A 13,184-nucleotide genomic window follows, 5' to 3' on the forward strand; every position below is an offset into this window, starting at 1 on the left:
CGGTACGGCCGGTGGCCGACATCCGCCCGCAGTGACGCGGCTTTCAGGCCGATCGCGGGCGTGTCACGCCTCGATCACGAGCGGCACGATCATCGGGCGGCGGCGCAGCTTCTGGTTGACCCAGCGGCCGATCGTGCGGCGCACGACCTGCGACAGCGCGTGGGTGTCGCGCACCCCGTTGCCGGAGGCCTCCTTCAGCGCGGCCACGATCTTCGGGACGACGTCCTCGAACACGGCGTCGTCCTCGGCGATGCCCCGGGCGTGGATCTCGGGTCCGGTGATGATCCGGCCGGTCGCGGCATCCACGACGACGATCACGGACACGAAGCCCTCCTCGCCGAGGATGCGGCGATCCTTCAGATCGGCATCGGTGATCTCGCCGACCGTCGATCCGTCCACGTAGACGAAGCCGAGATCGAGCTGACCGGCGACGCGGGCCGCGCCGTCCTTCAGATCGATGATCGTGCCGTTCGAGGCGATGATCGTGTTGTCCTCGGGAATCCCGGTGTCCTGCGCCAGCTTCGCGTTCGCGATGAGGTGGCGGTACTCGCCGTGCACCGGCAGGACGTTCTTCGGCTTGAGGATGTTGTAGCAGTACAGCAGCTCGCCGGCCGCGGCATGACCGGACACGTGCACGCGCGCGTTCGCCTTGTGCACGACGTTGGCGCCGAGTTTGGTCAGACCGTCGATCACGCGGTAGACCGCGTTCTCGTTCCCGGGGATGAGGCTGGACGCCAGGATGACCGTGTCGCCGTCGCCCGGTTCGATGGCGTGGTCGAGGTTCGCCATGCGGCTGAGCACGGCCATGGGCTCGCCCTGGGATCCGGTCGACATGTAGACGATCTGGTCGTCGGGCAGATCACGGGCCTTCTTGTAGTCGATGAGCACGTTCTCCGGGACCTGCAGGTACCCGAGCTGCTCGGCGATCGTCATGTTGCGCACCATGCTGCGCCCGAGGAACGCCACCCGACGGCCGTGCGCTGAGGCCGCGTCGATGACCTGCTGGACGCGGTGCACGTGGCTGGAGAAGCTCGCGACGATGACGCGCCGCGGCGCCTTGCCGATGACCTGATCGAGGACGGGCCCGATCGAGCGCTCGGTCGGGGTGAACCCAGGGACGTCCGCGTTGGTCGAGTCGACGAGGAACAGATCGACCCCCTCCTCCCCCAGCCGGGAGAAGGCGCGGAGGTCGGTGATGCGGCCGTCCAGGGGCAGCTGGTCCATCTTGAAGTCGCCCGTGGCCAGGACGAGGCCGGCGGGCGTGCGGATCGCGACGGCAAGGGCGTCGGGGATCGAGTGGTTGACGGCGACGAACTCGAGATCGAACGGTCCCACCTTCTCCTGCTGACCCTCCTGCACGGTGAGCGTGAAGGCCTTGATCCGGTGCTCCTTGAGCTTCGCCTCGACGAGCGCGAGCGTGAGACCGGAACCGATCAGCGGGATGTCGTTCTTCAGGCGCAGCAGATACGGCACCGCGCCGATGTGGTCCTCGTGACCGTGCGTGAGCACGACGCCCACGATGTCGTCGAGTCGGTCGCGGATGGGCTCGAAGTCGGGCAGGATCAGGTCGACGCCCGGCTGGTGCTCCTCAGGGAAGAGCACGCCGCAGTCCACGATGAGGATCTTGCCCTCGTACTCGAAGATGGTCATGTTGCGGCCGACCTCGCCGAGACCGCCGAGCGGTGTGACGCGCAGGGTCCCTTCCTCGAGAGGTGCCGCTTCAGCGATCGGGATGGACATGCTGTCTCCTCAGTCGGGCGCGTCGCGCGCCCGGGTCGTGCGTCAGGCGCGCTCCGCGCCCGTGTCGTCTCAGCGCGTCGTGCCGTGCACCTTCGGCAGCGCACCGCCGGCGGCCGCGTTGCGGTCGGGGCGGAAGTTCGAGAAATCGGCACCGGGGACATCCCTCACGAGGGCGAGCTCGTCCTCGATGAGGGCGGCCTCCCACTCCTCCGGTCCCACCAGGGGCAGCCGGACGCGGGGGCTCGAGATCCGCCCCAGGCCGTGCAGGATGTACTTGGCCGACACCGTGCCCGGCACATGCGTCATGACGGCGCGCACGAGCGGTTCCAGACGCTTGTGCTCGGCCGTGGCGGTGGCGAGGTCGCCGCGGTTCACGGCGTCCACGATGGTGCGGTACGGCGTCGCCGTGATGTTCGCGGTGACGCCGATGAGGCCGGCGGCGCCGATGGCGAGGTGCGGCAGCACGTTCGCGTCGTCGCCGGAGAAGTACATCAGGTCGGTCTGGTTCAGCACGCGGCTCACCTCGCTGAAGTCGCCCTTGGCGTCCTTCACCGCGAGGATGTTCGGATGCTTCGCCAGCCGCAGGATCGTCTCGTACCGGATCGGCACGCCGGTCCGCCCCGGGATGTCGTACAGGATCACGGGGAGGTCGGTCGCGTCCGCCACGAGGCGGAAATGCGTCAGGATACCGGCCTGCGTCGGCTTGTTGTAGTACGGCGTGACGATCATGATGCCGTCGGCGCCGGCCTTCTCGCTGGCCTTGTAGAGCTCGATCGCGTGGGCGGTCTCGTTGGAGCCGCCGCCGGTGATGATCTTGGCGCGTCCGCCGGAGACGGACTTGCCGACCTCGACGAGCTTGAGCTTCTCGGCATCCGTCAGGGTCGAGGTCTCGCCCGTCGTGCCCGTCACGACGACACCGTCCGCACCCGCGGTGATGACGTCGTCGATGTGCTTCTCGACGGCGGGCCAGTCGACTTCGCCGTCGGCCGTCATCGGAGTGACGAGCGCGACGAGAACCTGTCCGAAGGGGTTGCCCGAGTGCGTCATGGTCCCAGCGTATCGGTTCGGCGCCCGCGCCCGTGCGGGGCTACACTCGCCCGCATGGCCTGGCAGACCGCGGATTCCCGCATCGTGTACGAGAATCCGTGGATCTCCGTCCGCGAGGACGCCGTCGTCGGGCCGGGTGGCCCCGGCATCTACGGCGTGGTCACCATGCGCCATCCCGCCGTGTTCGTCGTCGCCGTCGACGACGAGGAGCGGGTGTGCCTGGTGACGCTCGAACGGTACACCACCGGACGCTCGGTCGAGGTCCCTGCGGGAGGCGCCGACGGCGAGGACCCGCTCACGGCGGCGCGACGCGAACTGCGCGAGGAGACGGGCCTGCAGGCAGAGGAGTGGACGCCCCTCGGCACCATGAACGCGCTCAACGGCGTCACGGTCGCTCCGGAGCACGTGTTCCTCGCGCGCGGGCTCAGCGTCGCCGACGCAGCGGACGCCCGCGCCGAGGAGGGCATCGACGACGTGTCATGGGTCCGGTTCGACGAGGTCCTGCGCATGATCGCCGACGGCCGGATCACGGACGGCGAGACGGTTGCGGCCATCGCCTATGCCGCCATCCGTCTCGGTCGCTTCCAGTGAGTCCGCGCGCTCTCAGACCCGCCCTCGGCGCGCGACGCGGGAGGTGAGCGAAGCCGGCAGCAGCTTCGTCAGCGCGACGATCGCCTTGTAGCGCAGGGACGGGATCGACACGGCTCGTCCGCGCGCGGCATCCCGCAGTCCCTCCCGCACGACGACGTCGGCGTCGAGCCACATCAGGGACGGGATGCCCTCCTGCCCGGGCGGAAGCCCCATGCGCTGGTGGAAGGTCGTGTGCGTGAAACCCGGGCAGAGCGCGGTGACGGAGACGCCGTCCGCGGCGTACTCGGCGTTCGCCCAGCGGCTGAAGCCGATCAGCCAGGACTTGCACGCCGAGTACGTCGACCGCGAGATGAAGCCCGCGACCGACGCGACGTTGATGATGCGCCCGCCACGGCCGCGCATCACGCCGAGCGCCGCGTGCATGAGCCGCATCGCCACCTCGACGTGCAGACGCAGGTGCCGCACCTCGTCGTCGATGTCATTGTCGGCGAAGCCCAGGGGCAGCCCGAAACCAGCGTTGTTCACGAGCAGGTCGATCGGCGCGGACGCATCCATGACACGGGCCGTGACCCGCTCCAGGTCGGCGTCGTCCAGCAGGTCCGCCACGATCACCTCGACGGAGACGCCATCGCGCACGCGCAGTTCGCCGGCGAGCTCCTCCAGTGCTTCTCCGGAGCGCGCGACGAGGACGAGGTCGGCACCGCGTCCGGCCAGCTGCCGGGCGAACTCGGCTCCGAGACCCGCGCTCGCGCCGGTGATGAGGGCGGTCGGCATCAGCGCTCGTATCGCAGGAAGCGGTAGCGGGTGCCCGTGCGGGATGTCTGCCACTCCCCCTCGCGGACGAGACGCCAGCCGGCCTTGTCGGGCGCGTAGGCGTCTCCCGTCACCGCAAGATCGATCTCGGTGACCTCGAGCCGATCCGCGTCGCCGATGACCTGGCTGAAGATCTCGGCCCCGCCGATCACCCAGACCTCATCGCGCCCGCGGACCGCCTCGGACACGGTGGCCGCGCGCCGCGCGCCCTCCGCCGCCCAGTCCTGCTGCCGGGTGATGACGATGTTCTCGCGCCCGGCCAGGGGGCGGAACCGGTCCGGCAGGGAGTCCCAGGTCTTGCGTCCCATGATGACCGGGGCGCCGAGGGTGACGTCCTTGAAGTGCGCGAGGTCCTCGGGGACGTGCCAGGGCATGCCGCCCTCGGCGCCGATCACGCCCCCGTGCGCCTCTGCCCAGATGAGCCCCACCCAGGTCATACCGCCACCGCCGCTCGGATCGGAGGGTGGTGCTGATAGTCCTCGATGACGAAGTCGTCGTAGACGTAGTCGAAGATCGATTCCGGCGTCCGCGCGAAGCGCAAGGTCGGATACGGGTACGGCTCGCGGGTGAGCTGCTCTCGGACCTGATCGACGTGGTTGTCGTAGATGTGGCAGTCGCCGCCGGTCCAGACGAAGTCGCCGGGTTCGAGACCGACTTGATGGGCGATCATCTGCGTGAGCAGCGCGTAGGAGGCGATGTTGAACGGGACGCCGAGGAACAGATCGGCGCTGCGCTGGTAAAGCTGGCAGGACAGCCTGCCGTCGGCCACGTAGAACTGGAACAGGGCGTGGCACGGGGCGAGTGCCATGTCGGGGATGTCGGCCGGGTTCCACGCGGACACGATCAGCCGGCGCGAGTCGGGCGACTGCCTGATCTGCTCGATCACGTCGGAGAGCTGGTCGATGTGACCGCCGTCCGGAGTCGGCCAGGAACGCCACTGCACGCCGTAGACCGGGCCGAGATCTCCGTCTGCATCGGCCCATTCGTCCCAGATGGTCACGCCGTTGTCCTGCAGCCACCGCACGTTGGAGTCGCCGCGCAGGAACCACAGCAGCTCGTAGGCGATGGACTTGAAGTGCACGCGCTTGGTCGTGATGAGCGGGAACCCCTGCGACAGGTCGAAACGCAGTTGACGGCCGAACACGCTGGTCGTGCCCGTCCCGGTGCGATCGTCCTTGTGCGCGCCGTTTTCGAGCACGTCGCGCAGGAGGTCTTCGTAGGGCGTCGGGACGGCTTCGCTCATGCTCCACACGATACCCGCCCTCGGCGACACCGGCGCGTTCGTCATGGTTCGCAACAACGGCCCAGGACGCGACGGGACCGCCGTACCCTCGATCCATGTCGCCTGCACTCGCCCTGGGCATCGCGGGAGCGCTGATCGTGCTCGCCGTGGTGATCGGGGCGCTGCTGCGACGGCTCGACGGCCGGCGTCGCGGAGGAGGGCACCTGAGATTCGATCCGTCCGACACGGAGGACGAGCTCGGGTCACGAGCCACGCTCGTGCAGTTCAGCACGGAGCTCTGCACACGCTGCCCGCAGGTGCGCCGGATGCTGAGTGCTCTGGCGGGTCGTGAAGACGGCCTCCGTCATCTCGAGGTCGACCTGACGCACCGCCCGGACCTCTCTCGCCGCTACCACGTCCTCCAGACGCCGACGACGTTCGTCGTCGACCGCGAGGGCGCCGTCCGCGCCCGTTTCAACGGCGTCCCCCATCAGCACGCCCTGGCCGAGGCGCTCGCCGCCCTCTGACGAAGGAGCCGACATGTCCGAACCGATTCCCGCCGGCATCGATCCGCGCGGACCGCGATTCGCGGCCGGCATCACTGCCGTGCTGCTGCTGGTCGGTCTGGTGCTGTCGCTGGTGGACACGGCGATCCTGAGTCCGGGTTTCCTGCTTCTCACCCTGATCGCGCTGCTCTTCCTGTGGGGCGCCGCTTGGCCACGCACAGCGCCCTGGGGCGTCGTCTTCCGCCGCCTCGTGCGCCCCCGGCTGGCTCCTCCGGCCGAGCTCGAGGACCCGCGGCCGCCGCGTTTCGCGCAGGGCGTCGGCCTGTTCGTGCTCGGCGTCGGCCTCGTGCTGCACCTGATCGGCGTGCCCTGGGCGCTCCCCGTCGCCGCGGCCGCCGCGTTCCTCGCCGCCTTCCTGAACGCGGCCTTCGGCTTCTGCCTGGGCTGTCAGATCTATCTGCTCCTGCAGCGGGCGGGCATCGTCGGACACACGACGCGCGCGGCCTGACGGGGCGGTTCCCCCGGCATCGTCCGATCGCTAGGCTGGCCCCACACCCCGCCCGCTACCCCGGAGGAACACCATGCCCGTCACCAGCGAAGCCACCACCACCTGGACCGGTTCCCTCAGCGAGGGTTCGGGCACCGTGTCGTTCGCGTCCTCGCACCTCGGCACCTTCCCGATCGACTGGAAGGCCCGCAGCGAGGGATCCGACACGACCACGACGCCGGAGGAACTGATCGCGGCGGCGCACGCGTCGTGCTTCAGCATGGCGCTCTCGCACGCCCTGTCCGAGAACGGCACCCCGCCCGAGCGCGTCAACACGACGGCCTCGGTCACGTTCAAGCCCGGAACCGGCATCACGGGCAGCCACCTGAACGTGAACGCGTCCGTGCCCGGTCTGTCCGCCGAGGCGTTCCAGGAGATCGCCGAAGGCGCCAAGACCGGTTGCCCGGTCTCCCAGGCGCTGTCCGGCATCGACATCACCCTCGAGGCGACGCTCGCCTGAGCGGGATCGACGACGAGCGGGCCCGCGTCAGCGGGTCTGCTTCTCGACTCTGATCGCCTCGCGGATGCTGGCGCGGGCGTCCTTGCGGCGTCCCGCCGCGTCCTGAACAACGCCCAGCCGGTACTGCGCACGCCAGTCCTCGGGCGCCTCCTGCGCCGCGGACCGATAGCGGGAGACGATGCCCTCGGCGTCCTCGGGCGCGATCCTCCCGCTCGGTGTCAGCTCGGTCTCGGCCTCGGGCATGCCGCCCTCGGCATCCAGCCTCCGGCCCAGCCGGTCCGCCGCGACACCGAACTGGATCTCGCGCACCAGCGCCCAGACGCCGATCAAGGGCAGGACGATCAGGGCGATGCCCATCGCGACGGCGATCGGATCGCCCGTGCTGATGTACAGGAAAGCCTGCTGCCCGGCGACGACGAAGTAGAGGATCAGGCACACGCCCATCAGGGCGACGCCGATGCGAGTCGTCACGAGCGGGCTCGGATGCCGATGTCGATGATGTTCTCCAGCCCGACGACCACGCCGCGTGCGCTCAGCGCATAGGGCACGGCGAGGCGGATGCCCGGCGCGTAAGCGAGTGCGGGCTCCACGGTGTCGTGCGTGACGGTGAGCGACTCGCCGGGACCCGACAGGATGACGTCCTGGCGGGCGATGACCCCGGGACGGCGCAGGGAGTGGATCGGCACCCCGGCGACCTGCTGGCCGCGTGCGCGCTGGTCGACATGCGGGGCGCTGACCGGTCCCTGATCGGCACGCGCGGCGGCGAGGAGTTCCGCCGTCCGCACGGCCGTGCCGCTGGGCGAATCGATCTTCGTGTCCCGGTGCGCCTCGACGATCTCGGCGGAGTCGAAGTAGGGAGCCGCGGCCGCAGCCAGGGCGGAACCCAGGACGGACCCGAGCGAGAAGTTCGGGATGAACACCGCGCCGGTCTCCGCGGCATCGACGAGCGGGCGCACCAGGGCGATGCGCTCGTTCGACCAGCCGGATGTGCCCACGAGCACGTTGATGCCGCGCTCGACGGCGGCACGGACGACCTCGACGCTCACCTGAGGAGTCGAGGCGTCCACGACGAGGTCAGCACCGTCGAGCTCCGACCAGTCGCTGCGCGAGGTCAGCACACGGGTGACCTCGAAACCGTCGAGGCCGCCGATCACCTCCCGGATGATGGAACCCAGCTTCCCGGTTCCTCCGACGAGTGCTACCTGCGTGGTCATGTCTCCAGTCTATTTCGCCGCGTCGTCCGCCGGCTCCCGGCCGCTCGGCGCGGCGCCGTCGGCACGTCGCGCCGAGCGGACGGCCGATGGACCCGGGATCGGGGACCGCGCAGCGGAGGTAGCGTTGATCTCATGCTCGTGTTCCGCGCCGTCTCCCCCGCCGATCCCGAAGCGCACGACATGCTGGTCGACTATTTCGCGCTGCGCGCCGCGGAGTTCCCCGGCGGCACCTACACCCCGACGTTCCCGACGCCCGACGCGTTCCGACCTCCCGCAGGAGTGTTCCTGCTCGCAGGGCCGGACGGTGAAGCGGTCGGCTGCGGGGGAATCCGCCGGCTGGAAGACGGGGATGCCGGCATCCGCTACGAGGTGAAGCACCTCTTCCTCCGGCCGGAGACGCGCGGGCAGGGCTGGGGTCGCGCGATCCTCGAAGAGCTCGAGCGCCGCGCCATCGAATGGAGCGCCGCCGAGCTCGTGCTCGACACCCACCACACGCTCGAGGCGGCGGGCGCACTGTACACGCGCAGCGGCTTCGAGCAGGTCGATCCGTACAACGACAATCCGAACGCCACGCGCTGGTACCGCAAGCGGCTCGCCTGAGTCAGACCGGGACGGCGTCCGGGAGTCCCGTGCGCAGCTCGACCGGGAGGTGCCCCAGGTCGTTGTGCGTCAGAAGCGTCCACGGGCGGCCCTGCTTCTGGGCGATGACGGTGAGACCGCAGTGCGCCTGGTTCAGGGTCATCCAGCGCCATTCCGGAGCGCCGAGCACCTCCCGCACGAACCACGAGATCACGAAGTTGTGCGTGATGAGCACCTCATGGACGTCTCCCTGCTTGCGCACCAGGAACTCGTTCACGGCATCCGCCATCTGCGCGCCGCCCGCCTCGATCTCCGCATCGGTGACCGAGCCGAAGAACGGCTCGAACGCCGCGGGGGTGTCCTCCGTGAGGCCAGTGGGCACGCAGTCGAACAGCAGAGCGGACGGCTCGGGGTCCACCGCCGGCAACCGTGCGGCGATCGCGCGCGCCGTCTCGGTGGCGCGCAGCAGGGGCGAATGCCAGACCGCGTCGAGCGGGAGCCCGGACAGCCGGTCGGCGATCAGTTCCGCCTGTCGTTGCCCCCGGGGAGAGAGCGGTCCGTCATCGACACCGTGCTCGGCATCCTGATGTTCACCATGTCTGACCAGATAGATGTAGTGCGTCACAACCCGCTCACTTCGCAGCCCGCCCCCTTCGGCGGGCCTCTCCAGCCTAGTCGAGACGAGCGCGTGTTCAGTCGCCCGCGCGGGTGAGGTCCGCGATCTGCGCCCTCGACAGCGCGACCCCCGCTCCCTGCATGAGCTCGTCGACGTGCTGCGTCGCGAACGTGTTGACGATGGGAGCGACGACCGTGCGCTGCGCGAGCAGCCAGGCGATGGAGACCGCCGCGACCGGCACGTGCAGCTCCTCCGCGACCTGGTCGAGCGCCTTCAGGATGCGGATCCCGCGCCGGTTCAGGTGCTCGCGCAGCTGCAGCCCCCGCACGCCCTGCGACGCGAGGGCCTTGTTGCGGTGACGTCCGGACAGGAACCCGTGCTCGAGCGCGTGCGAGGGCGTCACGGCGAGCGTCTGCGCTCCGGCGACGAGCCGCATGTCGCCCTCGAAGGGCTGGCGGCGCACGAGGTTGTAGGGAGCGTCGAGCACCTCGATGCGCGGGTAGCCGGCCGAGGCGAGGATACGCGCTTCGACCAGGCGCTCCGGCGAGAACCCGAACGCTCCGACGACTCCGATCTTGCCGGCCTCGCGCAGCCACTCCACGGTCGCCAGCGTGTCCTCGATGTTCGTCGTCGCGTCGAACGTGGCGTCCAGGTACAGCACATCGATCCGCTCGACCCCGAGCCGCGTGAGCGACCCCTCGACGGCGCGCACCAGGTTCACCGACCCCAGGCCGGGATTGTCTGCGTGCGAACCGATCCGGGCGCTGAGGACGATGCGATCGCGGCGGCCGCGCGAGCGCAGCCACTGTCCGATGATGTGCTCGCTGCGTCCGCCCGAGAAGCCGTCGGCCGTGTGGATCGCGTTGCCGCCGATCTCCACGTACCGATCCAGGATCTCGTGGCTGGTCTCGAGGTCGACGTTCCAGCCGAACTCGGCCGCGCCGAGCATCAGGGGGAAGGTCTCGAATCCCGTCTCGCCGAGGGGCACGCGCAGGGTCTCGCCGACGCCGGGCCCGACCACAGGGATCGGGGCGGACGGATGCTGCGGATGCGCACTCTGGGCGGCCTCGGGTGTCCCGGCGGTACCGACGCCGAATATCCGCATGCTCTCACCCCCGCGAGTCGACCTGCACTGTCATGCGCTGTGTGCACCCCCCGGTGCTTTCCTTCGAGAGTAGAGGACGATCGCGCGCGGCCCGGCCGTTCCGGCGAACGGCAGGAGAATTCGGCATAACGTTTTCATCACGCCGGGCACGGCGAAGGCCCGGATCAGTCCGCGACGGGACGGATCCGGGCCTTAGAGAGGATCAGGCCTCCGCGGTCTCCGCGGACTCGGCGGGCGCAGCGTCCGCAGCGGGGGCGTCGTCCAGGACCGGCTCCAGCGACAGCTTGCCGCGGTCGTCGATCTTCGTGATCTTGACGAGGATCTTCTGACCGACCGAGAGGACGTCGTCGACGTTCTCGACGCGCTTCCCGCCGGCGAGCTTGCGCACCTCGGTGACGTGCAGCAGGCCGTCCTTGCCGGGCAGCAGCGAGATGAAGGCGCCGAAGGTGGCGATCTTCACGACGGTGCCGAGGAACTGCTCGCCGACCTCCGGGTTGGTGGGGTTGGCGATCGCGTTGACCTGAGCACGGGCCGCCTCGGCCGATGGGCCGTCGGTCGCGCCGATGTAGACGGTGCCGTCCTCCTCGATGGAGATCTGCGCGCCGGTCTCGTCCTGGATCGCGTTGATCGTCTTGCCCTTCGGGCCGATCAGCTCGCCGATCTTGTCGACCGGGATCTGGACGCTGATCACGCGCGGCGCGGTCGGCGCCATCTCGTCCGGCGTGTCGATGGCGGCGTTCAGGACGTTCAGGATCGTCAGACGCGCGTCCTTCGCCTGCGTCAGCGCCCCGGCAAGGACCTCCGACGGGATGCCGTCGAGCTTGGTGTCCAGCTGGATGGCCGTGACGAACTCGCTGGTACCGGCGACCTTGAAGTCCATGTCACCCAGGGCGTCCTCGGCGCCGAGGATGTCCGTCAGCGCCGCATAGCGGGTCTGACCGTCGACCTCGTCGGACACCAGGCCCATCGCGATGCCGGCGACGGGAGCGCGCAGCGGCACACCCGCGTTCAGCAGCGACAGCGTCGAGGCGCAGACGGAGCCCATCGACGTCGAGCCGTTGGAGCCGAGCGCCTCGGACACCTGACGGATCGCGTACGGGAACTCCTCGCGGCTGGGAAGCACCGGCACGAGCGCGCGCTCGGCGAGGAAGCCGTGCCCGATCTCGCGACGCTTCGGCGACCCGACGCGTCCGGTCTCACCGGTCGAGTAGGGCGGGAAGTTGTAGTGGTGCATGTAGCGCTTGCTCGTGGTGGGCGACAGCGAGTCGATCTGCTGCTCCATCTTGAGCATGTTCAGCGTGGTGACGCCCATGATCTGGGTCTCGCCGCGCTGGAAGATCGCCGATCCGTGAACACGCGGGATGACCTGCACCTCGGCGTCCAGCGGACGGATGTCCGCCAGGCCGCGGCCGTCGATGCGGACGTTCTCGGTGAGGATGCGTCCGCGGACGATCTTCTTGGTGACCGACTTGTACGCCGCGGCGAACTCGAGGGTCGCGACGGCCTGCAGCTCGCCCGCCTCGACGGCGGCGATCAGCTCGCCCTTGACGCGCTCCTTGATGGCGTCGTCGGCGTTCTGGCGCTCGGTCTTGTCGGCGATCTGGTACACGTCGCTGAGCTCGGCGAAGGCGCGCGAGGAGACGAAGTCGTAGACCTCTTCGCTGTACGGCAGGAAGACCGGGTAGACGCCCGGCTCCTTCGACGCCGTGGCGGCGAGCTCGGCCTGGGCCTTGACCAGCTGCGAGATGAAGGGCTTGGCGGCTTCCAGGCCCTGCGCGACGATCTCCTCGTTGGGCTTGGTGGCGCCGGCCTTGATCAGGTTCCAGCTGTTCTCGGTGGCCTCGGCCTCGACCATCATGATCGCGACATCCTCGGAGCCGTCGGCCTTCGTGACGACACGACCGGCGACGACGAGGTCGAAGACGGCCTGCTCGACCTGCGAGGCGTCAGGGAACGCGACCCACTGGTCGGCGTGCTCGCCGTGGCCGGGGATGAACGCGAGGCGCACACCGGCCACGGGGCCCGAGAACGGCAGACCCGAGATCTGCGTGGACGCGGATGCCGCGTTAATCGCCAGCGCGTCGTAGAACTCGCCAGGGGCGATCGACAGCACCGTGATGACGATCTGGACCTCGTTGCGCAGGCCCTCGACGAACGACGGGCGCAGCGGACGGTCGATGAGACGGCAGACGAGGATCGCCTCGGTGGACGGGCGGCCCTCACGACGGAAGAACGAGCCGGGGATCTTCCCCGCGGCGTAGGAGCGCTCCTCGACGTCCACCGTCAGCGGGAAGAAGTCGAAGCCCTCGCGCGGGTGCTTGCCTGCGCTCGTGGCCGAGAGGAGCATGGTCTCGCCGTCGAGGTACGCGGCGACAGCGCCCTGAGCCTGCTGCGCGAGGCGGCCGGTCTCGAAGCGGATGGTGCGGGTGCCGAAGCGGCCGTTGTCGAGAACGGCCTCGGTGGCGGTGATTTCAGGACCTTCCAAGAGGTCTCTCCTTCTTTGTTTCCTCTCGCGGGTCCGTGTGATCCGCGAGCGTGCATCGGAGCGGAGACGGAGAGTCCGGGCGCGCGGGCATTCCCGCGAATCTCACCTGCGCTGGCCACCAGTAGAAGACCACCCGACCCGAATGGCCGAGGAACCCACCACAGGGGACCAGCTTCTCGCCGATCCGCTCCAGGTCAGCTTATCAGCGCGACGCGGAATCCCGCGATGACGGCCGGAATCCGAAGCCGTCACCGGCCGG

General features: G+C 69.5%; 15 protein-coding genes. 5 read left to right on the plus strand and 10 right to left on the minus strand.

Annotated features, from left to right (window positions below; genetic code table 11):
* Window positions 1-63: 63 nt before the first annotated feature.
* Both AC3RXZ_RS03625 and dapA read right to left on the minus strand, forming a co-directional pair.
* Window positions 64-1,740 (minus strand): ribonuclease J, encoded by a 1,677-nt coding sequence (locus tag AC3RXZ_RS03625; RefSeq protein WP_243225048.1) that lies wholly within the window; start codon window positions 1,738-1,740, stop codon window positions 64-66.
* A gap of 69 nt (window positions 1,741-1,809) precedes the next feature.
* Window positions 1,810-2,787, minus strand: a complete 978-nt coding sequence (gene dapA / locus AC3RXZ_RS03630) for a 4-hydroxy-tetrahydrodipicolinate synthase (RefSeq protein WP_243225047.1) — start codon at window positions 2,785-2,787, stop codon at window positions 1,810-1,812.
* Window positions 2,788-2,841: 54 nt separating this feature from the next.
* Between dapA and AC3RXZ_RS03635 the strand changes: the two genes are divergently transcribed.
* The gene (locus AC3RXZ_RS03635; protein ID WP_491493194.1) at window positions 2,842-3,378 is read left to right on the plus strand and encodes an NUDIX domain-containing protein; all 537 of its coding nucleotides are present in this window, start codon (window positions 2,842-2,844) and stop codon (window positions 3,376-3,378) included.
* 12 nt (window positions 3,379-3,390) lie between these two features.
* On the opposite strand, the gene AC3RXZ_RS03640 is transcribed toward AC3RXZ_RS03635, so the two are convergent.
* Genes AC3RXZ_RS03640 through AC3RXZ_RS03650 form a run of 3 tightly spaced genes read right to left on the minus strand, consistent with a single transcriptional unit; the run spans window position 3,391 to window position 5,434 of the window.
* Window positions 3,391-4,152: an SDR family NAD(P)-dependent oxidoreductase gene (locus tag AC3RXZ_RS03640; RefSeq protein WP_243225045.1), complete on the minus strand. Its 762-nt coding sequence runs from the start codon at window positions 4,150-4,152 to the stop codon at window positions 3,391-3,393.
* Window positions 4,152-4,628 (minus strand): dihydrofolate reductase, encoded by a 477-nt coding sequence (locus AC3RXZ_RS03645; RefSeq protein WP_243225044.1) that lies wholly within the window; start codon window positions 4,626-4,628, stop codon window positions 4,152-4,154. Before AC3RXZ_RS03645 ends, AC3RXZ_RS03640 begins: the two co-directional genes overlap by 1 nt.
* Complete coding sequence (locus AC3RXZ_RS03650) at window positions 4,625-5,434, minus strand: thymidylate synthase (protein ID WP_491493195.1); 810 nt, start codon at window positions 5,432-5,434, stop codon at window positions 4,625-4,627. Before AC3RXZ_RS03650 ends, AC3RXZ_RS03645 begins: the two co-directional genes overlap by 4 nt.
* Before the next feature lie 95 nt (window positions 5,435-5,529).
* On the opposite strand from AC3RXZ_RS03650, the gene AC3RXZ_RS03655 reads away from it, so the two are divergent.
* The 3 genes from AC3RXZ_RS03655 to AC3RXZ_RS03665 all read left to right on the plus strand — a co-directional run bounded on the left by AC3RXZ_RS03655 (window position 5,530) and on the right by AC3RXZ_RS03665 (window position 6,926).
* Window positions 5,530-5,940, plus strand: a complete 411-nt coding sequence (locus tag AC3RXZ_RS03655) for a thioredoxin family protein (RefSeq protein ID WP_243225042.1) — start codon at window positions 5,530-5,532, stop codon at window positions 5,938-5,940.
* Window positions 5,941-5,953: 13 nt separating this feature from the next.
* The gene (locus tag AC3RXZ_RS03660; protein WP_491493196.1) at window positions 5,954-6,427 is read left to right on the plus strand and encodes a DUF4395 domain-containing protein; all 474 of its coding nucleotides are present in this window, start codon (window positions 5,954-5,956) and stop codon (window positions 6,425-6,427) included.
* Window positions 6,428-6,500: 73 nt separating this feature from the next.
* Window positions 6,501-6,926: an OsmC family peroxiredoxin gene (locus tag AC3RXZ_RS03665; protein ID WP_243225040.1), complete on the plus strand. Its 426-nt coding sequence runs from the start codon at window positions 6,501-6,503 to the stop codon at window positions 6,924-6,926.
* 27 nt (window positions 6,927-6,953) lie between these two features.
* On the opposite strand, the gene AC3RXZ_RS03670 is transcribed toward AC3RXZ_RS03665, so the two are convergent.
* Both AC3RXZ_RS03670 and dapB read right to left on the minus strand, forming a co-directional pair.
* Entirely contained in the window at window positions 6,954-7,397 is a 444-nt protein-coding gene (locus AC3RXZ_RS03670) for a tetratricopeptide repeat protein (protein ID WP_243225039.1), read from the minus strand.
* Entirely contained in the window at window positions 7,394-8,140 is a 747-nt protein-coding gene (dapB, locus tag AC3RXZ_RS03675) for a 4-hydroxy-tetrahydrodipicolinate reductase (protein WP_243225038.1), read from the minus strand. Before dapB ends, AC3RXZ_RS03670 begins: the two co-directional genes overlap by 4 nt.
* Window positions 8,141-8,272: 132 nt before the next feature.
* On the opposite strand from dapB, the gene AC3RXZ_RS03680 reads away from it, so the two are divergent.
* Window positions 8,273-8,740 carry a GNAT family N-acetyltransferase gene (locus tag AC3RXZ_RS03680; RefSeq protein ID WP_491493197.1) on the plus strand — a complete coding sequence of 156 codons (468 nt, stop codon included), beginning with the start codon at window positions 8,273-8,275 and terminating at the stop codon, window positions 8,738-8,740.
* A 1-nt stretch (window position 8,741) separates the two neighbouring features.
* On the opposite strand, the gene AC3RXZ_RS03685 is transcribed toward AC3RXZ_RS03680, so the two are convergent.
* From AC3RXZ_RS03685 to AC3RXZ_RS03695, 3 genes are all read right to left on the minus strand, one after another.
* Window positions 8,742-9,344, minus strand: coding sequence for a histidine phosphatase family protein (locus tag AC3RXZ_RS03685; protein WP_243225036.1), 603 nt, complete (start codon window positions 9,342-9,344; stop codon window positions 8,742-8,744).
* A 67-nt stretch (window positions 9,345-9,411) separates the two neighbouring features.
* Window positions 9,412-10,440 (minus strand): aldo/keto reductase, encoded by a 1,029-nt coding sequence (locus AC3RXZ_RS03690; protein WP_491493198.1) that lies wholly within the window; start codon window positions 10,438-10,440, stop codon window positions 9,412-9,414.
* Between the two features lie 202 nt (window positions 10,441-10,642).
* Window positions 10,643-12,925, minus strand: coding sequence for a polyribonucleotide nucleotidyltransferase (locus AC3RXZ_RS03695; RefSeq protein ID WP_243225034.1), 2,283 nt, complete (start codon window positions 12,923-12,925; stop codon window positions 10,643-10,645).
* Window positions 12,926-13,184: the final 259 nt, after the last annotated feature.

It is taken from the genome of Microbacterium cucumeris (genome assembly GCF_058349845.2).